We start from the raw sequence: 22,611 nt of genomic DNA, 5'->3' as shown, positions 1-22,611 counted from the left end.
GGCGACAGGCGAATACCGACCTGCCTTCAATAGGCTTTCAGTCCTGCTTCAGGACCCACAACAACTCGTGACGGCGCACGGCCTTGCGGAAGAATTCGTTTTCGCCGTAGGGCGACGGCTTGCGGCCCGCCAGCAGTTGCTGCAACCACCTGCGCATCCGGCGCTTGAACGGCGCGGGCGGCTGCAGGTCATGCATCATGCCCAAGGCCATGGCCTTGTCCTGCTGCTGGCTCAAGCCGAGCGCAAAGCTGCAAGGCACCATCTCTATCGTGGTATCGAAACGCGGCGGCAGCGCCACCCCGGCCCCGGAATCACCCATGGGCCAACGGTCATTATCATGCAGGTGATTGGCGTAGCCGAGCAATGTGTCGGGCTGCCACTCCAGGCCTTGCAAGGCTTCAAGGATCGCCGCATGGGCGCAGATGTGGTCCGCGTGGGGGTCGAGCAATGGAGTGGGCAACACGATTACCTGTGGCCGCGCCTTGAGCAAAAGCGCCCGCAGGTCGGCAATCAGGTTATGCCAGGTCGGTGCGCCGTCCACATCCCCCGGTAGCGCAAAGCCGTTGAACTGGCGAAACAACCGCGTATCGCTTAAGTCGGCTTCGCGGGACGCCATAGGTTGATCCGGCGCAGCCTGCATGGCCTGCAACTGCATGCAGAAGTAGCCCAGTTGCACACACTGCGTCTCGGGAACGCCAGCCCAGCGCGGCACGGCGACGCTGTCCCAGGCACGCAGGCGGCCCTTGAGGCGAGCGGCTTCAGCCTTGGGCAGCCCCATTTGCTGGTAATGTTCGGCTTCAATTTCACCGGCGGTCAGGGTCACGATCCAGCTTTCGGGCGCCTGGCTGTAAAGGCTGAACGCCGCCAGCTCGGCATCGTCGGCGTGGGGCGCGATAACCATCACCCGTTGCTGGCGATAGTCCGGTTGGCGAAAACGCCAGAGTGTCGGCTGGCCCTTGATCCGGCAGAAACGCCCGCGCAGCCTGACATTGCCCGCCGCCAAGGCTTCGGCGGCGCCGGTCAGGTTCAGGTAACGCCGTCCGGCGACGCCGCGTTCGAAGACTTGCCGATCCGGCACCTCCAGGCCCAAGACGTCCACCGCAGGGTCGAGGAACCGCCCAAGCCAGGCGCTTTTCAATTCGACAGCCACGATCAGGGTTTCATCGCCAGCCAGAGGCGTGTCCAACAGCAGCCGCCCCGCCTCCAGGCGCAGGCCGGGCTGTTCATTGCGGGCCGGGAACGCATAGCCGTAGCTGTCTTTGGGCGAGTAAAACAGGTGATCGGCAAACCAGGCTTCATGGGCCGCCCACAGCAGCACCGCCAGCAGCAGCGGCAACCACCAAGCCACCAGGACGCCGGCTGCCACCAACACCAGCAAGCCGATCAACAGCGCGATGCGCTTGTTGCGCCGATGGCGCTTGAGCAGTTGCTGCTTGCGACTCATACGCTGAACACCGGCACCGGGTTGCACCAGCGCTCCTTATACTCACGGTCGGAACGCCCGAAGGAAAAACGCAGCGACTTGTTCGCCGCCCGCGCCTGTTCCCACGCGCTTTGGGTATTGAGGAAACTCAGCACGCTGCCGGGGCTGAATGCGCGGTTTTCCGGGTCGACGCCACCGTTGACGTACTCGGCACTGAACCACTCATTTGACTGCACCTGATACACCAACTGCACCGCAATCGCGGCGTCATTGAGAAACAGTACTGAGCCGAACAGGAACTCCTTGAGCAGCTCCAGCACCTCGGCCAGGCGCGCCGCGCCTGCTGCGGGAAAGCCCCAGCGACGCTGGAACAGGTCGCAATAAATCGCCGCCAGCTCCACGCTGGAAAACTCACTGACCGCCCGCGCTACGCCGCCCGCTTCCTCCAGCAAACGCAATTCACGCCGCTGGTTGTAGCGAAACTTCTTCGACAGTTCTTCGGGCGTGCGCGCCATGGCCAATTGCTCGGCCTGGGGCTTGAGGGTGCTGACGCGCCCCTCGTTCAGCGCCGACAGGTAGCGCGCACGATGCCGCAACGGCACCTGCGCATCGGCGGCAATCGGCAAGATGATCTCGGCATTGCCCAGGTCAAAGAGGCCTTTCTTGCCGCTGCGCTTGAGCACCTCCTTGGACAGGGCCAGGTCGCGCCCCCAGGTGGCTATCGCCCCCTTGAGTTCACCGCCTTGCTCCCAACCCAGGTATCGCACCGGGATCTGCGCCAGCCCGGCCATCCGTTCGATCACCTGTGGATGAGTCGCCACGCTGCCGCCATAACGCTGCCAGGCCTGGGCGTAAACCTCGGCCTCGACAGGCGCCCAGCCACGTTCACGCCAGCCCTGGAAGCGGTTCAGCATTTAAACCACGGCGTCATAAGGGTCCACGCCGTCCTTGACCACGAGGATGTCTTCCATGATCAGGTACTGCAGGTCGGAGCCGAAGAACATGTTCAGCGCGTCGGTCGGCGAGCAGATCATCGCTTCGCCACGACGGTTGAGCGAGGTGTTCAGCGACACACCATTACCGGTCAGCACTTCCAGCTCTTTCATCATGTCGTAGTAGCGCGGGTTGTATTCGCGCTTGAGTACCTGGGCGCGGGACGTGCCATCTTCATGCACCACTTCCGGCACGCGGGTCTTCCACTCTTCGGCGACTTCAAAGGTGAAGGTCATGAACGGCGCCGGGTGATCGACCTTGATCATCTGCGGGGCCACGGTGTCGAGCATCGACGGGCAGAAGGGCCTCCAGCGCTCGCGGAACTTGATCTGGTGGTTGATGCGGTCAGCCACGCCGGTGGCGCTCGGGCAACCGATGATCGAACGACCACCCAGGGCACGCGGGCCGAACTCCATGCGCCCCTGGAACCAGGCCACGGGGTTGCCGTCGACCATGATCCTGGCGATGCGCTGCGGCATGTTCTCGATCTTGCGCCAGTTCGGCTTGCTCGCGTGCTTGGCGCAGGCGGCAATTACATCTTCGTTGCTGTAGGACGGGCCGAGGTAGACGTGTTCCATCTTCTCAACCGGTACACCACGGGCGTGAGAAACGTAGGCCGCCGCACCGACTGCTGTACCGGCATCGCCGGAAGCGGGCTGTACGAACAGCTCTTTCACGTCGTCACGGGCGATGATCTTCTGGTTGAGCTTGACGTTCAGCGCACAGCCACCGGCGAAGGCCAGTTTGCCGGTGTCCTTGAGGATGTCACCCAGGTAGTAATCGATCATCTGCAGGGCCAGCTTTTCGAACAGCGCCTGCATGCTGGCCGCGTAGTGGATGTAAGGCTCGTCGGCGATATCGCCTTCGCGCTTGGGCCCCAGCCACTCGATCAGTTTTGGCGAAAAGTAGAAACCCTTGCCCTTCTCTTTATAACGACGCAGGCCAATGACGTTGGCGTAGTCGGTGTTGATCACCAGCTCGCCGTTTTCAAACGAGGCCAGGCGCGAGAAATCGTACTTGCTGGCGTCGCCATAGGGCGCCATTCCCATGACCTTGAACTCACCGTCGAGCATCTCGAAACCGAGGAACTCGGTGATCGCGCCGTACAGGCCGCCGAGGGAGTCCGGGTCGTAGAATTCCTTGATCTTGTGGATCTTGCCGTTTTCGCCGTAGCCGAAGAAGGTAGTGGCGTATTCACCCTTGCCGTCGATGCCGAGGATCGCGGTTTTTTCCTGGAAGCCCGAGCAGTGGTAGGCACTGGAAGCGTGGGCCAGGTGGTGTTCAACCGGTTCGATCTTGATTTTCTTCGGGTCGAAACCCAATTGCTCCAGGCACCAGACGATCTTGTTGCGATAGCGCTTGTAGCGACGGTTGCCCATCAGGATCGCGTCGAGGGCACGGTCCGGGGCATACCAGTAACGCTTGGCGTAGTGCCAGCGCGCCTCGCCGAACAGGCTGATCGGGGCGAACGGGATCGCCACCACGTCAACGTCGGAAGGCTTGATGCCGGCCTGTTCCAGGCAGAACTTCGCCGACTCGTAAGGCATGCGGTTCTTTGCATGTTTGTCGCGTACGAAGCGCTCTTCTTCGGCGGCCGCAATCAGCTTGCCGTCGATATACAGGGCTGCGGAAGGATCATGGCTAAGGGCGCCGGACAGGCCAAGAATCGTCAATGCCACAGGGGTCTAGCCTCTTTTAGTCTGCATGCAGGCGGGTCGCGCCTGAAAAAAGTGTGCCTCTCGCCTGGGCGAGAAACAGCTAAAGGGCGGGATTATAGCTTAAAAGCAGGGGGAAGCTGTTAGCGGCACGCGCCAGGCTCGCTGGGCTACCGCAGTTCGAGGCTACCGTCGGCGTTTTGTCGGTAGAGGGTGTAAGGCAAGGCAAGGGTGTCCAGCACGGCAGAGATCGGCACATCGATAAAGGCCCAGGGAATACCGTCCAGCGCGAGGCCACCTGCGGAATTGGGCGGTGCATGCAATACGCACAAGTCATAAGCCACGCCACTGTAGACACGTGGAACGGACTGGCAGTAGGTTTTTTTCGCCTTGAGCTCCCGGATTGCGACACCATCGTCACGTAACAATGTTGTCACGGTCCCGCAGCCGGCCAGCAGCAACAGGCTGCCTACCAGCGCCCACCGCCTCGCCATTCCAGTCTTCATGCTTGCTTCTCCAGTTGAGGGGCTGAAAGCTAACACTCCGAACCGTTATCCACAGGCTCTGCTGGGCGCAATTTTGTGTAGGAACCGTCCGATCCCGCCGCCCTGCTTGCACTGGGCTCGTGCACCACAGCCCTGGCCGGCGACGCAACGCTGACCCTCGACCCCAGCGTGATCACCGGCTCGCGCAGCGCCAGCCCGACGCTCGACCTGCCGGTATGTCAGCAACGCCGGCGGGGCGATCGTGGTACGCGGGGGGTGGGGCTGAATATCAATTCTAATGTGGGAGGGGGCTTGCTCCCGATAGCGGTGGATCAGTTACAGAAACATTCACTGACGCCCCGCATCGGGGGCAAGCCCCCTCCCACATTTGGACTTCAAGCGTGCTCTTAAACCAGGCCCGCCAAAACATCCGTCTCTTTAGGCAAACGCTGATCAATCACTTGATACAACGCGCTGCCCTGCGGCCAATTGCGCATAAACCGCGCACGATCCTTGGCATAGGCCGCAGCGAAGCTGGCGATGGAGCTGTGCTGACACATCGCGTCCAAGTCGATCATCGCCCAGCGGCCGTTACTCCAAAACAGGTTATGCCCCTTGAAGTCGCCGTGGCTGATGCGCTCGCGAATCAGCTCGGCAAACAGATGGTCCAGCGCCAGCAGCTCGTTTTCAGGCGCATCCCCGCCTTCGACATAGGGCGCGAAGCGCTCGATGATGTCCGGCCCAGGCAGGAACTCCGTGATCAGGTAGGCACCACTGCGCAACCATAAAAAGCGCTTCTCCAATACCGCCAGCGGCTTGGGCGTGGCAATACCGAGGAACGCCAGGCGGTTGCCTTCGCGCCAGGAATGCCAGGCGCGGCTCGGGCGCCAGAAGCGCTTGAGCCAGTGGGCAAAGCCCTTGATGTTGTAGCGCTTGATCACCAGCGGTCGACCGGCCACCTCGACCTTGCCCACGCTGGCCGCGCCGCCGGTCTTATACAGGTGGCCCTGATCGAGCAACGCATCCGCCTGTTCCAGCACCGGCAGCATGGCTGCCTCTTCTTCGCGTCGGATCGCACGCAGGGCAAAAGCGCCACGTACCACGCTGAACAGCGTGCACTCGCGACCGGTCTTGTCGAGGAAATCTTTCAAACGCCAGGCGCTGACTTTGCGTACCTGCTTTTCCAGGGCTTCCAGGGGCAAGGCATGCTCGCCATTGCCGAGCAGGTAATACACCAGCAATTCTTCGGTATAGGGTTCGAGGTTTTTCGGCAACTGGGCAAAAAACACCCCGAGGTTTTCCAGCACACGATTGCGCGACAGCGGCTTGCCCGGCTCTTCGACACGAATACCGGCGCCATCGATCAAATACAGCTTGCCGTCCTGGCGCAGCAGATTGTCCAAGTGCAGGTCTTCCTGCCATAGGCCTTTGGCGTGCATCTGGGCAATCGCGCCCAGCGCTTCGGCGAGCACCGCGGTTTGTTCGTCCGCCAACGGCGGCAGGCTCTCGACGGCGAGCCAGGCGTCGGCCAGGCTTTGGGCGCCCTCGATAAATTCAAACAGCAGCCAGCCGCCCTCGCCTTCCTGCAAGCCATCGGCCAGCAACAACGGCGTGGTCAGGCCTTGCTCGGCCAACAAGCGCACACCCTTGAGCTCACGCTGAAAATGCCGCGCCGCCTTGCTGCCCACCAGCAGCTTGGCCAACACCGGGCGACCGCGCCAAACCGCCGCGCCCACGTAGCGCTGCCCCGGCAACACCCGCAATAGGCTCAGCAGTTGCAACTGCCCCGGGCCTGCGGCATCTGCCAAGTCGACAGTCAACGGCAGGCTGGGGGAACGGCCGACATTTTTCAGCTCGGATAGACGCATCAGCGGTTCTCCTTGTGGCTGCGGCGTGCGGTCAAGCGTTGGAGCCAAGTGGATACCAAGGCACTGTCCTCGGGCTGTTCAAGGTATGCCGCCAGCAGTTGGCGCACTTGCGCATCAGACCATTGCGGTGCGCGGCGCAGCAGCGGTTCCAGGTCCTTGACCCGGTCACGCCAGCCGAACAACAGCGGGCGGGTTTTCTCCAGGTCGATCAACTGCGCGGCGTAACCCTGCGCGGTGGCCTGCAGGAAAATATGCTTGGGGTAAAAACAGCCGTGCACCTGACCCACGCCGTGCAGGTGCCGCGCCAGCTTGCCGCACGCCAGCAGGATTGCGCGCTGCTGGGTATCGCTCAATTGCGGCCATTGTTCCAGCAACGAATCCAGGTCGTTCCAACCATCCAGGGCGCGGGTAAGCAGCATCGCCCGGCGTTCGCCTGCGACCTTGCGCTCGCCGAAGAAAGCCGCCTGCAACGCCGGGATCCCCAGCTTTCGATACAGGCTGATGTTACGAAACTCGCGGGCGAAACTGGGTTCGCCCAACGGCCGGTGCAAGGTGCGGGTCAGGTAGTTGCTCTGGCGCTTGAGGTAGTAACCCTGACCCTCAAGTTCCAGGCGATACACGCTGCTCCAGCCGCCTTGGCTGGTATTGGGCTCGTCCACCGCGTCCAGTTGCTTGGCCCACAGGGCGTCGAACGTCGCGAGGCCGTTGCGCTCAAGCAAAGCGCGGTCTTCGGCCGCCAGGAAGTCACTCATTCGCGTCCCTCGAAAAACTTCACCACGTGGCGAATCCGTTGTTTGTCCGACGCCGTCAGGTGCGCACGTTGGCGATATTGCAGGTAGAAGCGCAGGCGCTGGGTGGCCGACAAGTGATACTTGGCGACTTTGTCCAGGCAGGCCAGGTCCTTGGTGATGCGATACTTGAGCCAGAAACCGCGCCAGAAATCGCCGTTGGGGCAGTCGATCAGGTACAGGGTGCGCTGGTCGTCCACCAACAGGTTTCGCCACTTCAAGTCGTTGTGGGTGAAGCGATGGTCGTGCATGGTCCGCGTGTATTCGGCGAGCTGACGGCTGATGCCATCTACCCAACGGGGGTCCTTCAGGCGTTCGTCATTACGCTCGGCCAACACCGACAGGTCTTCGGTCCTGGGCAATTCACGGGTGATCATGGCGCCGCGGTTGTAGGCCAGGCCCTTGCGGTCCAGGCCCCAGGCAACTACGTCAGCCGTAGGGATGCCCCATTTGGCGAAACGCTTGAGGTTCTGCCATTCGGATTTCACCCGCGGCCGGCCCAAATAGCGGCGTAAGCCTTTGCCGGCGCCCACATAGCGCTTGACGTAATAATTGACCCCACCCCGCTCCACCCGGATCACTTCCGACAGCGGGTCGCGGGTCAGCCGCTCGCCTTGCAGGGCGAAGACCGCGTCCAGGCTTCCAAAGTCATCCGCCAGGGCGGCGTAGGCAGGTTCCAGGTTCCAACCCGCCATCAGAGCGCATCCCCGTATCGCTGCTTACGCGCATAGAGCTTTGCCGCCATGCGCTCCAATTCGGCCAACAGCGCGGTTTGCTCGGCCAGGATCTGGCGCAGTGGCTGCTGGAAGTAAGCCTTCAGGAAGCGCAGTTTGTCGCGCTGGGTCAAGCCGATTTCCAGGGCGGAGTAATACAGGCCGGCCAGGTCTTTATTACGCCAACGCATGGGTATCGTCGCACGCACCTGGGCGCGGTGCAGGTCGATCACCGACAGCTTGAGGTTGTCGACGCTGATGGGCTGGTCGGTGTGCAACAGGAAATGGCAGAGGTAGCAATCGCGATGATTGACCCCGCCGCGGTGCATCGCGCCGACGGTACGCGCCAGCTCAAGGGTCAAGGCATGCTTGATGGCTGGCACGGGCGGTTGCTTGACCCAGTCGAGGGTCAAGTCTTCCAGGCTGATAATCGGGGTCAGTTCCCGGGTGACGATAAACGAATGCTGGTCGGCCGGGTTGCTGCCTTTTTCGCCAAACGCCACGGCGGTCATGGTCGGCACGCCGAGTTCCTGCAAGCGCTGGATCGCCAGCCACTCCTGGCCCGCGCCCAATACCGGCAACTTGGCCGTAATCAGGTTCTTGAGGATTTCGCCCCAGCCGATGCCACGGTGGATCTTCACAAAATAAGGCTGGCCTTCGACCACCGTACGCAACGTACGGCGAGCGGCCAGCTCGCGGAACACCTGGCCGTCCAGCTTCTCGACCTCGGCGAACGCATCGCGCCCGGCCCAGAGGGTCTTGAAGGGTTCGGCAAGAATCAACTTCATCGGTTTGGCTCCGCCAGAATCAGGTCCGCAGCGTACTGCGGCATGCTATAGAGGTCGGCCGTCTCGGCGAAGGCCAGACCATTGCGACTCCAGGTCGCGCGTGCGTGTGGATCGTCGAGCATATCCACCAGGTACTGGTTGAGCTGGGCTTGCTCGAACGGCTCGTCCAACACCCGACCGCTCTGGGCCTTGTCGATGTAGAACGCGTAGCCACACACCCGGCTCACCAGTACCGGGAGGCCGGCGACCACCGCTTCGACCAGCACCATGCCGGCCGCCTCGTTATAAGCAGGGTGGATCAGCAAGTCGGCACCCAGCAGGAAGCGCGGAATATCACTGCGGCCCTTGAAGAACTGCACCTGGTCGCCAAGTCCCAATGCTGCACTCTGCAATTGGAATACCTTGGGGTCGTCCTGGCCGATTACAAACAGCCGGGTGCGTTTCTTCAGCTTCGAAGGCAATGCGGCCAAGGCCTTGAGGCTGCGGTCGACGCCCTTGGTCTTGAAGCCCGAGCCGATCTGCACCAGCAACAGGTCATCCTCGGCCAGGCCAAATTCACCGCGAAACTCGGCGCGGATTTCGGCGGCGTTCGGCGGGGCGCGCCGGTCGCGCGCGATGCCAGGCGGCAGCAGGTGGAAACGCTCAGCCTGGGTGCCGTAATACTGGGTGAAGAGCTGCTGCTGATGCTCGGACAACACCATGATCTGGGTCTTGGCGTTTTTGTCGAATACCGCACGCTCGTATTCGGCGAAGTGCCTGTAGCGCCCGAACCAGCGGTACATGGGGTTGCGCAGGTTTTGCGCCTTGTCCTCGAACACCCCGTCGGCGGCGAAGTACACATCCAGCCCGGGCATTTTGTTGAATCCCACCACGCGGTCCACCGGGCGCTTGGCCAGGTCAGCCTGGATCCAGGCATACAGCTTTTCGTTACGACGGTGATTGACCAGCGCCTTGACCGGTGCCACCAGCACCTCAAAGCCCGGCGGGATATCGCCCTCCCAGATCAAGGTGTACACACGAATCTGGTGGCCGCGCCGCTGGCACTCCAGGGCGATGCGCATGAAGTCGCGCTGCAAGCCACCGAAGGGGAAGTACTTGTACAAAACAAAAGCCAGTTGCATCAGTGCTGCTCCTCAGCCAGTAACAACGTGCTCAGCCGGCTTGCTACACGCTCAGGATTCAAGCGCGTGAAACACAGGGGCGACTCACGCTGGATGTCGAACCGACGCAGGTCGTCGGCCGTTGGTTGATAGGTGCAGTTTTTTTGCAGGCATGGCGCACACGGCCAATCGCTGGCCAGATGAACCTGGCCCTTGCCATAGGCACCGGTCAGGCCAGGGTTGGTGGGACCGAACAGGGAAATGGTCGGCACATCCAATGCAGCAGCCAGGTGGCCGAGCCCGGTGTCCACGGCCACACAGGCCCGGGCGCTGGCCAATACACCGGCCACCCCCGCCAGGTTGAGCTTGGGCAGCACTTCGGCGTTGGGCAGGCCCTGGGCCAGGCGTTCGGCCCGGGCCTTTTCGGCGGGGTTGCCCCAGGGCAGCTTCACGTCCACCCCCAGGCGGCCCATGCGTTCGGCCAGTTCGCGCCAGTAGGCTTCGGGCCAGTGCTTGGTGTCCCAGGTGGTGCCGTGCAACAGCAATACAAAAGGCTTCTTTGGCGGCAGCCCAAGCAGCTTCTCGGTGCTCAGGCCATAGTCGCCAAGGCCTTTGGGCAGGTCGTAGCCCAAGGCCACCGCGAACAACTGGCGCAGGCGCTCTACCGCGTGTTGCCCACGGGCCACGGCCAGGCGCCGCGAGTAGAAGTGTGCCGCTATCGGTTCGCGGGCCGAGTGCTTGTCAAACCCGGCCACGGGTGCCCGCACATAACGGGTCAGCCAGGCGCTTTTCAGCAGACCCTGGGCGTCGATCACCAAGTCATATTTGGTCGACTGCACACGCTGCTTGAAGCGCCGCCACTCGCCGCTCTTGAAGGTTTGCCAGAGATTCTTGCGCCAGCGGCGGATCGCTACCGGGATCACCTGGTCCACCGCCGGGTGCCAGGCAGGGATTTCGGCAAAGCCTTCTTCCACCACCCAATCAAAGCGTATGCCGGGGATCGCCCGCGCTGCATCGGTCAATGCCGGCAAGGCGTGGATCACATCGCCCAGGGATGAGGTCTTGACTACCAGTACCCGCAACTCAGCGAACCTCGACCACGTCGCCCTGCAACCGCTGCAAGGCATCGGTTACCGGCTGCGGCAATAATTGGCGCAGGCAGTTGTAGTGACCGAAACGGCAGGTACGGTCAAAGCAGGGGCTACAATCCAGGCCCAGGCGCACCACTTCGACCTTGTCGGCCAAGGGCGGGGTAAACCCTGGGGAGGTGGAGCCGTACACCGCCACCAGCGGGCGGTTCAGCGCTGCCGCCACATGCATCAGGCCGGAGTCGTTGGACACCACCGAGTCGGCGCAGGACAGCAGGTCGATAGCCTCGGCCAGGGACGTGTCGCCACTGAGGTTCGTCGCTTCCTCTCGCAGGCCAGGAATCAGGCGCTGGCGAATATCTTCACCGACCGAATGATCGTTCTTCGAACCAAACAGCCACACCTGCCAGCCTTCGCGGATCTTGGTCTCGGCGACCTTGGCGTAATGCTCCGACGGCCAGCGCTTGGACTCGCCAAACTCGGCGCCTGGGCACAAGGCCAACACCGGCCGATCCAGAGCCAGGCCGAACTTGGCCAGCGCCGCATCGCGGGTGACGGGGTCGATCTGCAGGCTGGGGCGCGGATAGGGCTTGGGCAACTCGGCGCCCGGCTCATACGCCAGGGCCATGAAACGCTCAATCATCAGCGGGTAGCGGGCTTTATCCAGGGTGCGCACGTCATTGAGCAGCACATAGCGAAACTCGCCGCGCCAGCCGGTGCGCTTGGGGATGCCGGCGAAATACGGCACCAGCGCCGACTTGAGCGAGTTGGGCAACAGGATCGCCTGGTCGTACTGGCCGGCCATGGACTTGCCGATGCGCCGACGGGTCGCCAGTTCCAGGGCGCCGTGGCCGAGCGGAAAGCTCAAGGCCTTGCGCACCTCGGGCATGCGCTCCAGGATCGGCCGGCTCCACTCAGGGGCGAGCACGTCGATCTGGCAGTCTGGATAGCGCTGCCGCAGGCACTGGAACAGTGTCTGTGCCATCACCATGTCACCGACCCAACTGGGCCCAACGATCAGAATATTCATGTAGTTTCCACAAACGATGCGGGGAGGCTTATGCCTCCCCGCCCTAATAGTGTTTCAGCTCAAGCCCAACGCCTGCCAGATTCGCATCACCTGGCGCCGCTCGTCTGCAAATTGATCCCCGGCGACCGTGCCGGCCTCATTCTGCAAGGCCTGGCGGTGCGCGGCGGACCGGTAGGCCTTATACACCTCGCGTAACAAATGGGCATCGGCGGCGGGCATCAGCCCAACCTGCTCCAGGCCCTCCAGAATGCGAATATTATCGGTGTAGCGCAGCAACGATGGATGGTGCGCAGACCACGCCAAAGCCGCGTATTGCACCATAAATTCAATATCGACGATACCTCCGGCGTCCTGCTTGAGATCGAACACCGCCGCAGCCTCGAAGGCATTGGCGCCCCGGCCGGCCGCCGTGGCCCGGGTACCGAGGTTATCGCGCATCTTGGCACGCATCTCACTGACCTCCTGGCGCAGCTTGGCCAAGTCCCGTTCACGTCCCAACACTTTAGCGCGTACCCGCTCGAATGCCTGACCCACATCCTGGCTGCCGACCAGCACCCGCGCGCGTATCAGGGCCTGATGTTCCCAGGTCCAGGCTTCATTTTGTTGATAGCGGTCGAATGCGCCCAGAGAACTCACCAGCAGGCCGGATGCGCCGGAAGGCCGCAGGCGCATGTCCACTTCATAGAGCTGGCCCGAGTTGGTCTGGGTGGTCAGCAGGTGAATGATCCGCTGGCCCAGGCGCGTAAAGAACTGCGCGCCGTCAATCGGCTTGGCGCCATCGGTCTCGGCCTGGGGGTCGCCATCGTGGATAAACACCAGGTCCAGGTCCGAACCATGCCCCAGTTCGATGCCGCCGACTTTCCCATAACCGACAATGATGAACCCAGGATCGCACAGGGTACCGTCCAGGCGCTGCGGCGCGCCGTGGCGGGCGACAGTCTGGCGCCAGGCCAGGGCCAGCACTTGTTCAAGAATCGCCTCGGCCAGCCAGGTGAGGTAGTCGCTGACTTTCATCAACGGCAGGCTGCCGGCGATTTCCGAGGCGGCTACCCGCAAGCGGTGCGCCAGCTTGAAATGTCGTAGGGCTTCCATCTGCTGCTCAAGGTCATCTTCGGGAATGCGCGTAAGGCGTTCGCGCAGCTCGGCGGCCAGTTCCGGCGCCAGCGGCGGCTTGAACAGACGGCCTTCGTTGAGCAACTCATCCAGCAACAATGGGAAACGGGTGATCTGCTCGGCGATCCACGGGCTGGCGGCGCACAGGGTCAGCAGGCGACGCAGGGCGTCGGGGTTTTCCGTGAGCAACACCAGATAAGCCGAACGCCGGGCGACCGCTTCCACCAGCGGCAACACACGCTCCAGCACCAGGTCAGGGTTGGCGTGCTCGACGGCCTGGGCCAGCAGGCGCGGGATAAACGCGTCCAAGCGTTCACGCCCCAGGCGCTGCATGGCACGCAATTGCGGGCTACCGCGCAGGCCGGCCAGGGCCTTGAGGGCCTTGGGCGCATCGGTGAAACCACCTTCGGCCAGTTGGCGGCAAGCGGCGTCTTCATCCTGGGACTCTTCCCACAGCGGCAACCATTCGCCACCGACGACCAGCTCGCTTTCTTCGCCTTCCTCTTCATCCGGGTCGGCAATCACTTGGCGGAAGTGCCAGTCCACACGACCACGCCAGTACATCAGGCGTTCGTGGAACGCGGCCCAATCGCTGAAACCCAGCATAAAGGCGATACGCGCCTGGTCTTCGGGGCTATCAGGGAGCATTTGCGTCTGGCGATCGGCGATCGCCTGGATCGCGTGTTCGGTGTAGCGCAGGAATTCGTAGCCATTGCGCAACTCGGTGACCACCGCCGGCGGCAGGTAACCCTGGCCTTCCAGGGTGCCCAGCACGTTCAGCAACGGACGCTGTTGCAGGCTGAGGTCGCGACCACCGTGGATCAACTGGAACGCCTGGGCGATAAATTCCACCTCGCGGATGCCGCCCGCACCCAGCTTGATATTGTCGGCCATGCCCTTGCGCCGCACTTCCTGCTGAATCAACTGCTTCATGGTGCGCAGCGCTTCGATGGCGGAGAAATCCAGGTAGCGGCGGTAGACGAACGGCCGCAGCATATCCAGCAACTGCGCGCCCGCCACCTGATCGCCGGCCACCACCCGCGCCTTGATCATCGCGTAGCGTTCCCAGTCCCGGCCCTGATCCTGATAGTACTGCTCCAGCGCGTTGAAGCTGAGCACCAAGGCGCCGGACGAGCCGTAGGGACGCAAGCGCATGTCCACGCGAAAGACAAAGCCGTCGACGGTCATCGGGTCGAGGGCCTTGATCAATTTCTGACCAAGGCGGATGAAAAACTCCTGATTATCCAGGGAGCGTTTCACACCCACCGTTTCGCCACCTTCAGGGTAGGCAAAAATCAGGTCGATATCCGACGACAGGTTCAATTCCACCGCACCGAGCTTGCCCATGCCGAGGATAACCATGTGCTGGGCTTCACCGCTGCGTCGCCCGGTGGGCGTGCCGAACTGGGCGCAGTGGCGCTGGTACAACCATTGGTAGGCCTGGTCGATGCTGGCATCGGCCATGTCAGAGAGATCGCGACAGGTTTGCACCAGGTCAGCCTGGCGAGTCAGGTCGCGCCAGATGATGCGTACTTGCTGGCGCGTGCGCTGGCGGCGCAGCACACGGCCCAGTTCATCTTCTGTTTCGGCTTGTTGCACTGCGCCAGCAATCTGGCTGCACAGCTCACCGGGCGCAAAGCCGCGGTCCAGCTCGCCCCAGGCCGCCAGTTCGAGCAACATCAAAGGGTCACGAACACTCTGTTCAATGACAAAATCACTGGCTGCGCACACGCGGGCGAAGTCGGCCCAGCGTTGCGGCGTCCACGCAGAAAGGCCATGATCGTCATCCAGCGCGGCCACTGCGTCACGAAATGACTGCTCGGCCCGGCTGGCGTAAGGCAGGAGAATGGCTGGTAGTTCGGCCAGCGTGGGAAGGCTCATGGTCTATCCTTGATCGGCGCGTAAATGGCCTGTGGCTGTGAACGCAAGAACCACCCTCGGTGATGGACTGTCGAACAAAGGTTATAAATAGCTGAAATTAAATCAATCTTGGCAGACAGCATTAAACTTTCACCTTTTCTTGTTCGCAAAAGATCAACAATAACGATTATGCTCACCAGCCAGACCGAGCCATACGCTCAGTCTTGTGTAGTTTTACTACTCGTATATACATTCGAAAGGCTGAAATGGCCGACGATTTGTAGTAAAACTACAGGACGCCGAAGCAACCTTCGGCCATCCAAGAATTTATGTCGTCTGCCCACAAGGCCAGTCGCAAACTTCAGGCAACCGATTCTGGTAGCCTTTCCGCCCTGGAGCAAGCCATGCAAGACCTCGATCCCGTCGAAACCCAGGAATGGCTGGACGCCCTGGAATCGGTTCTCGACAAAGAAGGCGAAGACCGTGCTCACTACCTGATGACCCGTATGGGCGAACTCGCGACCCGCAGCGGCTCGCAACTGCCCTACGCCATCACCACGCCATACCGCAACACCATCCCCGTTACCCACGAAGCACGCATGCCTGGCGACCTGTTCATGGAACGCCGCATTCGCTCGCTGGTACGTTGGAACGCCATGGCGATGGTAATGCGCACGAACTTGAAAGATTCTGACCTGGGCGGTCACATCTCCAGCTTCGCTTCCAGCGCAACCCTGTATGACATCGGCTTCAACTACTTCTTCCAGGCCCCGACCGACGAACACGGCGGCGACCTGATCTACTTCCAGGGCCACACCTCGCCAGGCGTCTACGCCCGTGCGTTCATGGAAGGTCGCATCAGCGAAGAACAAATGAACAACTTCCGCCAGGAAGTCGACGGTCAGGGCCTGTCGTCCTACCCGCACCCTTGGCTGATGCCTGATTTCTGGCAGTTCCCAACCGTTTCCATGGGCCTGGGCCCGATCCAGGCGATCTACCAGGCACGCTTCATGAAGTACCTGGAAGCCCGCGGCTTCATCCCCGAAGGCAAGCAGAAAGTCTGGTGCTTCCTGGGTGACGGCGAGTGCGACGAGCCGGAATCCCTGGGTGCCATCTCCCTGGCCGGCCGCGAGAAGCTCGACAACCTGATCTTCGTCATCAACTGCAACCTGCAGCGCCTTGACGGCCCGGTTCGCGGCAACGGCAAGATCATCCAGGAACTCGAAGGCGTGTTCCGTGGCGCCCACTGGAACGTGACCAAAGTCATCTGGGGCCGTTTCTGGGACCCACTGCTGGCCAAGGACGTCGACGGTATCCTGCAACGTCGCATGGACGAAGTCATCGACGGCGAGTACCAGAACTACAAGGCTAAAGACGGCGCGTTCGTTCGCGAGCACTTCTTCAACACGCCTGAACTCAAGGCGATGGTTGCCGACTTGTCCGACGACGAGATCTGGAAGCTCAACCGTGGCGGCCACGACCCGTACAAGGTCTATGCGGCGTATCACCAGGCGGTCAACCACAAAGAACAACCCACCGTCATCCTGGCCAAGACCATCAAGGGTTATGGCACCGGTGCCGGCGAGGCGAAGAACACCGCGCACAACACCAAGAAAGTCGATGTCGACAGCTTGAAGTTGTTCCGCGACCGCTTCGACATCCCGGTCAAGGACGAAGAGCTGGAGAACCTGCCGTTCTTCAAGCCTGAGCCAAACAGCGCCGAAGCCCGCTACCTGAGCGAGCGTCGCAGTGCACTGGGCGGTTTCGTGCCACAGCGCCGCGCCAACAGCTTCAGCGTACCGACACCGGACCTGAGCACCCTCAAGGCCATCCTTGACGGCTCGGGCGATCGTGAGATCTCCACCACCATGGCCTTCGTGCGCATCCTTGCGCAACTGGTCAAGGACAAGGAAATCGGCCCGCGCATCGTGCCGATCATCCCGGACGAAGCCCGTACCTTCGGTATGGAAGGCATGTTCCGCCAGTTGGGCATCTACTCTTCCGTCGGCCAGCTCTACGAGCCAGTCGATAAAGACCAGGTGATGTTCTACAAGGAAGACAAGAAGGGCCAGATCCTCGAAGAAGGCATCAACGAAGCGGGCGCCATGAGCTCCTTCATCGCTGCCGGTACTTCGTACTCCAGCCACAACCAGCCGATGCTGCCGTTCTACATCTTCTACTCGATGTTCGGCTTCCAGCGTATCGGCGACCTGGCTTGGGCAGCAGGCGACAGCCGTACCCGTGGTTTCCTGATCGGCGGCACCGCCGGCCGCACCACGCTGAACGGCGAAGGCCTGCAACACGAAGACGGTCACAGCCACATCCTGGCTGCCACCATCCCGAACTGCCGCACCTTTGATCCAACCTACGGCTACGAGCTGGCGGTGATCATCCAGGACGGCATGAAGAAGATGACCGAAGAGCAGCAGGACGTTTTCTACTACATCACCGTGATGAACGAGTCCTACCAGCAGCCTGCCATGCCGGCCGGCGTGGAAGAAGGCATCATCAAGGGCATGTACCTGCTCGAAGAAGACACCAAGGAAGCGGCGCACCACGTGCAACTGATGGGCTCCGGCACCATCCTGCGCGAAGTGCGTGAAGCGGCCAAGATCCTGCGTGACGAGTTCAACGTCGGCGCCGACGTGTGGAGCGTGACCAGCTTCAACGAACTGCGTCGCGACGGCCTGGCCGTAGAGCGCAGCAACCGCCTGCACCCTGGCCAGAAGCCTGCGCTGAGCTACGTCGAAGAGTGCCTGGCCGGCCGTAAGGGTCCGGTTATCGCCTCCACCGACTACATGAAACTGTTTGCTGAACAAATTCGCCAGTGGGTCCCGTCCAAGGAATTCAAAGTCCTGGGCACCGATGGTTTCGGCCGCAGTGACAGCCGCAAGAAGCTGCGTCACTTCTTCGAAGTCGACCGTCACTTCGTGGTGTTGGCAGCCCTGGAAGCCTTGGCTGACCGTGGTGAGATCGAACCCAAGGTGGTGGCTGACGCCATCGTCAAGTTCGGGATCAACCCGGAAAAACGCAACCCACTGGACTGCTGAGGAGATTTTTTGTGAGCGAACTCATTCGCGTACCTGACATCGGCAGCGGTGAAGGTGAAGTAATCGAGCTGTTTGTGAAGGTCGGTGACACCGTCGAAGCCGACCAGAGCATCCTGACCCTGGAATCGGACAAGGCGAGCATGGAAATCCCTGCTCCCAAGGCCGGCGTGGTCAAGAGCCTGAAAGTGAAGCTGGGCGACCGCCTGAAAGAAGGCGACGAACTGCTGGAGCTGGAAATCGAAGGCGCTGCTGATGCAGCCCCTGCGGCGGCGGCTCCTGCTGCCGCTGCTGCCCCAGCACCCGCTGAAAAGCCAGCCGAAGCGCCTGCCGCTGCGGCTGCTGAACCTGCCGCCGCCACCGTTCAAGATATCCACGTCCCGGACATCGGTTCGTCGGGCAAGGCCAAGATCATCGAGTTGCTGGTCAAGGTCGGCGATACCGTCGAAGCCGACCAGTCGCTGATCACCCTGGAGTCCGACAAGGCCTCCATGGAGATCCCTTCGCCGGCTGCCGGCGTGGTGGAAAGCATCGCGGTCAAGCTGGAAGACGAAGTCGGCACTGGCGACTTCATCCTCAAGCTGAAAGTACAAGGTGCTGCCCCGGCAGCCGCTCCAGCACCAGCGGCTGCTCCGGCTGCCAAGGCTGAAGCAGCTCCGGCCGCTGCTGCCCCAGCACCTGCTGCGAAAGCCGAGGCCGCACCCGCCCCTGCTGCTGCCGCACCTGCGCCAAGCGGTGCCAAGGTGCATGCTGGCCCTGCCGTGCGTCAACTGGCCCGTGAGTTCGGCGTTGAGCTCAATGCTGTGTCGGCCACGGGTCCTCACGGTCGCGTGCTGAAAGAAGACGTGCAGGTCTACGTCAAGGCCATGATGCAAAAAGCCAAGGAAGCGCCGGCTGCCGGTGGCGCTACCGGTGGTTCGGGCATTCCGCCGATCCGTACCGTGGACTTCAGCCGCTTCGGCGAAATCGAAGAAGTGCCGATGACCCGCCTGATGCAAATCGGCGCGGCCGGCCTGCACGCGAGCTGGCTGAACATCCCGCACGTGACCCAGTTCGACCAGGCCGACATCACCGACCTGGAAGCTTTCCGCGTTGCGCAGAAAGCCGTGGCCGAAAAGGCCGGCGTGAAGCTGACCGTGCTGCCACTGCTGCTCAAGGCGTGCGCGCATCTGCTCAAGGAACTGCCGGACTTCAACGCCTCGCTGGCGCCAAGTGGCAAGGCGATCATCCGCAAGAAATACGTGCACATCGGTTTCGCGGTCGACACCCCGGATGGCCTGCTGGTGCCGGTCATCAAGAACGTTGACCAGAAGAGCCTGCTGCAACTCGCTGCCGAAGCCGCTGCACTGGCTGCAAAGGCCCGCGACAAGAAGCTCACCCCGGACGACATGCAGGGCGCCTGCTTCACCATCTCCAGCCTCGGTCACATTGGCGGCACTGGCTTCACGCCAATCGTCAACGCGCCGGAAGTGGCGATCCTGGGTGTTTCCAAGGCCACCATCCAGCCTGTGTGGGACGGCAAAGCGTTCCAGCCGAAGCTGATGCTGCCACTGTCGCTGTCCTACGATCACCGTGTGATCAACGGCGCCGCGGCGGCGCGCTTCACCCAGCGCCTGAGCCAGCTGCTGAACGACATCCGCACCATCCTGCTGTAAGCCGCAGGGCCTTCCCTTCACCGGGAAGGCCCCTGCCGCACCGATTTCCGAGCGCCACGCTCGTACCTCAACCCCGCCGCTTGGCGGGGCTTTTTTTGCGCGCTCGGTGTACGCACAGGACAGGTTTGTACACCTTCTGTCACTTCGATTGCAGAAATCCTTCGCGCGGCCGATAACCGCCTTATAGCACTTAGCCTTCATCCTCTCTTGTCAGTGCGTGCCGCATGATGCAACCTTGCCGCAGGCGACAGTAAAGAGGGCGTGAGCCGGGCGCCACGCGCATTTTCCCAAGCGAGTTTCCCCATGAAAAGCCAACCCGATGTCGCCCGTATGGCGGCCGAGGTAGTGACGCAATTACCGGTGCCTTCGCGCCTCGGTATGCTGCGTTTCGAGCGGCTTAATGAGGCAAGCTGGGCCCTGCTGTACCTCGATCCCAATTGCGAGCGCCAGTTTGGCCTGCCCGCGGTGGAGCTCTGTGCCCTGATCGGCACGCCCTACGCCAGCCTGATGGAGCCCCAGGCCCGCTATCAGCTGCACGACGCGATCCAGCAGCAACTGACCCATAGCCCCCATTACCTGGTGCGCTACACCCTGCACACCCATGACGGCCCGATGAGCCTGCTGGAAATGGGCGAGGCCTACAAACAACACAACCGCCATCTGCTGCGCGGCTACCTGATGGTGGTCGACGGGCTGTTCGGTGATGCCACCGCGCCCGCCCCGACTGCAGACCTGGAAAACCAGAACAGCCGCCTGCAGATCGCCCTGGAACTCAACCAGCGTGCCCAGCAAGAACAGCTGCAACACCTGGAGCGGGTACGCGCCCAGCAGGAGTTGATCCTGCTGCTGGCCCGCCAGCGCTACACCACGCCCAATTCGCTGCAAGAAGCCGCCGAGCTGATTACCCGCAGCGCCTGCGACATCTACCAGATCGATTGCGCCAGCATCTGGAACTTGGAAGGTCAGCGCCTGGTGCCGATCTCGGCGTACCACCGTGCCGACCAGCAGCACCGCCTGCCCGACACCATCGACGCCAGTGGTTTCCCGGATTACCTGGAAGCCCTGCACTCCAGCCGTGCCATCGACGCCACTCATGCCCTGCGCGACCCGCGCACCCGGGAAATGGCCGAAAGCCTGCGCGCCAAAGATATTCACGCGATGCTCGACGCCAGCATTCGGGTCGACGGCCAGGTAGTCGGCGTGCTGTGCCTGGAACAAAGCGGCAGCTCGCGGGCGTGGCAGTCCGATGAGATCGCGTTTGCCGGCGAGTTGGCTGACCAGTTCGCCCAGGTGATCAACAATCACAACCGCCGCACTGCCACCAGCGCCCTGCACCTGTTCCAGCGTGCAGTGGAACAAAGCGCCAACGCCTTTCTGCTGGTCAACTGCGACGGCGTGGTGGAGTACGTCAACCCCAGCTTCACCGCGATCACCCAGTACAGCGCCGAAGAAGTCCACGGCCATCGCCTGGCCCAACTACCGGCCCTGGAAAATCTCAGCGAATTGCTGTTCGACGCGCCGTCGGCCCTGGCCAAAAGCAACAGCTGGCAGGGTGAGTTCAAGAGCCGGCGCAAGAACCTGGAACCCTACTGGGGCCAACTGTCGATTTCCAAGGTGTACGGCGACAACCGCGAGCTGACCCACTACATCGGCATCTACGAAGACATCACCCAGACCAAGCTGGCGCAACAGCGCATTGAACGTTTGGCCTACACCGACAACCTGACCAACCTGGGCAACCGCCCGGCGTTTATCCGCAACCTCGATGAGCGCTTTGCCCGCGACAGCGACAGCCCGATCAGCCTGCTGCTGGTGGATATCGACAACTTCAAGCGCATTAACGACAGCCTCGGCCACCAGACCGGCGACAAGTTGCTGATCAGCCTGGCCCGCCGCCTGCGCAACAGCTTGAGCAGCGGCGGCAGCCTGGCACGCTTTGCCAGTAACGAATTCGCCGTGCTGCTGGACGACGCTGACCTGGAGACTGGCCAACAGGTGGCCTGCCAGTTGCTGGCCACCCTCGACAAGCCGATGTTCGTCGACAACCAGCTGATCAGCGTCACCGGTTCCGTAGGCCTGGCCTGCGCGCCGCTGCATGGCCGCGACCCGCAGACCCTGATGCGCAACGCCGGGCTGGCCCTGCACAAGGCCAAGGCCAACGGCAAGCACCAGGTGCAGGTATTTACCGAAGCCTTGAACGCCGAGGCCAGCTACAAGCTGTTCGTGGAAAACAACCTGCGCCGCGCCCTGACCCAGAACGAGCTGGACGTGTTCTACCAGCCCAAGCTGTGCCTGCGCAGCGGTCGCCTGCTGGGCATGGAGGCGCTGCTGCGCTGGAACCACCCGGAAAAGGGCATGATCCGCCCCGACCAGTTCATCAGCGTGGCCGAAGAGACCGGGTTGATCATCCCCATCGGCAAATGGATCGCCCGCCAGGCCTGTCGCATGAGCCGACAGTTGAGCGCTGCAGGCATGGGCAATCTGCAGGTGGCGATCAATCTGTCGCCCAAGCAGTTTTCCGACCCGGACCTGGTGGCCTCGATCGCCACGATCCTCAAGGAAGAACAACTGCCGGCCAACCTGCTGGAGCTGGAGCTGACCGAAGGCTTGCTGCTGGAGGCCACCGAAGACACGCGCTTGCAACTGGACCAGCTCAAGAGCTTCGGCCTGACCCTGGCCATGGATGACTTTGGCACCGGGTACTCGTCGCTGAGCTACTTGAAAAAATTCCCCATCGACATCATTAAGATTGATCGCAGCTTTATCCACGAAATCCCGGATAACCAGGACGACATGGAGATCACCTCGGCGGTGATCGCCATGGCCCACAACCTTAAGCTCAAGGTGGTGGCCGAAGGCATCGAGACTGCCGAGCAATTGGCGTTCCTGCGCCGGCATCGCTGCGATGTGGGCCAGGGCTACCTGTTCGACCGGCCGATCCCCGGTGCAGAGCTGCTGGAGAAGCTTAAACGCTATCCCCGCGGGCCAATCGCCTGACAGCGCTG

At 62.1% G+C, this 22,611-nt stretch carries 15 protein-coding genes; 3 read left to right on the top strand and 12 right to left on the bottom strand.

Features of this window, described 5'->3' with window-relative positions; translation table 11 throughout:
- Positions 1–37: 37 nt before the first annotated feature.
- The 12 genes from QZR30_RS11315 to glnE form a co-directional block, all read right to left on the bottom strand.
- Positions 38–1,444, bottom strand: a complete 1,407-nt coding sequence (locus QZR30_RS11315; RefSeq protein WP_068966033.1) for a PIG-L deacetylase family protein — start codon at positions 1,442–1,444, stop codon at positions 38–40.
- Positions 1,441–2,337, bottom strand: coding sequence for a GNAT family N-acetyltransferase (locus QZR30_RS11310; protein WP_311903316.1), 897 nt, complete (start codon positions 2,335–2,337; stop codon positions 1,441–1,443). Before QZR30_RS11310 ends, QZR30_RS11315 begins: the two co-directional genes overlap by 4 nt.
- Complete coding sequence (locus QZR30_RS11305) at positions 2,338–4,095, bottom strand: carbamoyltransferase family protein (protein WP_056847122.1); 1,758 nt, start codon at positions 4,093–4,095, stop codon at positions 2,338–2,340.
- Between the two features lie 146 nt (positions 4,096–4,241).
- Complete coding sequence (locus tag QZR30_RS11300; protein ID WP_046070610.1) at positions 4,242–4,577, bottom strand: YceK/YidQ family lipoprotein; 336 nt, start codon at positions 4,575–4,577, stop codon at positions 4,242–4,244.
- 386 nt (positions 4,578–4,963) lie between these two features.
- Positions 4,964–6,424, bottom strand: coding sequence for a lipopolysaccharide kinase InaA family protein (locus QZR30_RS11295; RefSeq protein WP_311903315.1), 1,461 nt, complete (start codon positions 6,422–6,424; stop codon positions 4,964–4,966).
- Positions 6,424–7,176 (bottom strand): lipopolysaccharide kinase InaA family protein, encoded by a 753-nt coding sequence (locus tag QZR30_RS11290; RefSeq protein ID WP_046070608.1) that lies wholly within the window; start codon positions 7,174–7,176, stop codon positions 6,424–6,426. The genes QZR30_RS11295 and QZR30_RS11290 overlap by 1 nt, the downstream gene beginning before the upstream one ends.
- The gene (locus tag QZR30_RS11285; protein WP_046070607.1) at positions 7,173–7,907 is read right to left on the bottom strand and encodes a lipopolysaccharide kinase InaA family protein; all 735 of its coding nucleotides are present in this window, start codon (positions 7,905–7,907) and stop codon (positions 7,173–7,175) included. Before QZR30_RS11285 ends, QZR30_RS11290 begins: the two co-directional genes overlap by 4 nt.
- Positions 7,907–8,713 (bottom strand): lipopolysaccharide core heptose(I) kinase RfaP, encoded by an 807-nt coding sequence (rfaP, locus tag QZR30_RS11280; RefSeq protein ID WP_057023461.1) that lies wholly within the window; start codon positions 8,711–8,713, stop codon positions 7,907–7,909. The genes QZR30_RS11285 and rfaP overlap by 1 nt, the downstream gene beginning before the upstream one ends.
- Positions 8,710–9,834 carry a glycosyltransferase family 4 protein gene (locus tag QZR30_RS11275; RefSeq protein ID WP_056847127.1) on the bottom strand — a complete coding sequence of 375 codons (1,125 nt, stop codon included), beginning with the start codon at positions 9,832–9,834 and terminating at the stop codon, positions 8,710–8,712. The genes rfaP and QZR30_RS11275 overlap by 4 nt, the downstream gene beginning before the upstream one ends.
- Positions 9,834–10,895 (bottom strand): lipopolysaccharide heptosyltransferase I, encoded by a 1,062-nt coding sequence (gene waaC / locus QZR30_RS11270; protein WP_056847128.1) that lies wholly within the window; start codon positions 10,893–10,895, stop codon positions 9,834–9,836. Before waaC ends, QZR30_RS11275 begins: the two co-directional genes overlap by 1 nt.
- Position 10,896: 1 nt before the next feature.
- Positions 10,897–11,931 (bottom strand): lipopolysaccharide heptosyltransferase II, encoded by a 1,035-nt coding sequence (gene waaF / locus QZR30_RS11265; protein WP_057023463.1) that lies wholly within the window; start codon positions 11,929–11,931, stop codon positions 10,897–10,899.
- A gap of 54 nt (positions 11,932–11,985) precedes the next feature.
- The gene (gene glnE, locus QZR30_RS11260) at positions 11,986–14,925 is read right to left on the bottom strand and encodes a bifunctional [glutamate--ammonia ligase]-adenylyl-L-tyrosine phosphorylase/[glutamate--ammonia-ligase] adenylyltransferase (RefSeq protein WP_311903314.1); all 2,940 of its coding nucleotides are present in this window, start codon (positions 14,923–14,925) and stop codon (positions 11,986–11,988) included.
- Between the two features lie 383 nt (positions 14,926–15,308).
- Here glnE and aceE point away from each other — a divergent pair, with 383 nt between their 5' ends.
- The 3 genes from aceE (at position 15,309) to QZR30_RS11245 (ending at position 22,603) form a co-directional block, all read left to right on the top strand.
- Positions 15,309–17,954, top strand: coding sequence for a pyruvate dehydrogenase (acetyl-transferring), homodimeric type (gene aceE, locus QZR30_RS11255; RefSeq protein WP_046070602.1), 2,646 nt, complete (start codon positions 15,309–15,311; stop codon positions 17,952–17,954).
- Positions 17,955–17,965: 11 nt separating this feature from the next.
- The gene (aceF, locus tag QZR30_RS11250; protein WP_311903313.1) at positions 17,966–19,606 is read left to right on the top strand and encodes a dihydrolipoyllysine-residue acetyltransferase; all 1,641 of its coding nucleotides are present in this window, start codon (positions 17,966–17,968) and stop codon (positions 19,604–19,606) included.
- 303 nt (positions 19,607–19,909) lie between these two features.
- Positions 19,910–22,603, top strand: coding sequence for a putative bifunctional diguanylate cyclase/phosphodiesterase (locus QZR30_RS11245; RefSeq protein WP_311903312.1), 2,694 nt, complete (start codon positions 19,910–19,912; stop codon positions 22,601–22,603).
- The last annotated feature ends 8 nt before the right edge of the window (positions 22,604–22,611 follow it).

Source organism: Pseudomonas sp. rhizo25 (assembly GCF_031931935.1).
GTDB lineage: Bacteria > Pseudomonadota > Gammaproteobacteria > Pseudomonadales > Pseudomonadaceae > Aquipseudomonas > Aquipseudomonas synxantha.
Note: the sequence above shows the minus strand (reverse complement) of the source record. Positions and strands in the feature narration are given on the sequence as shown.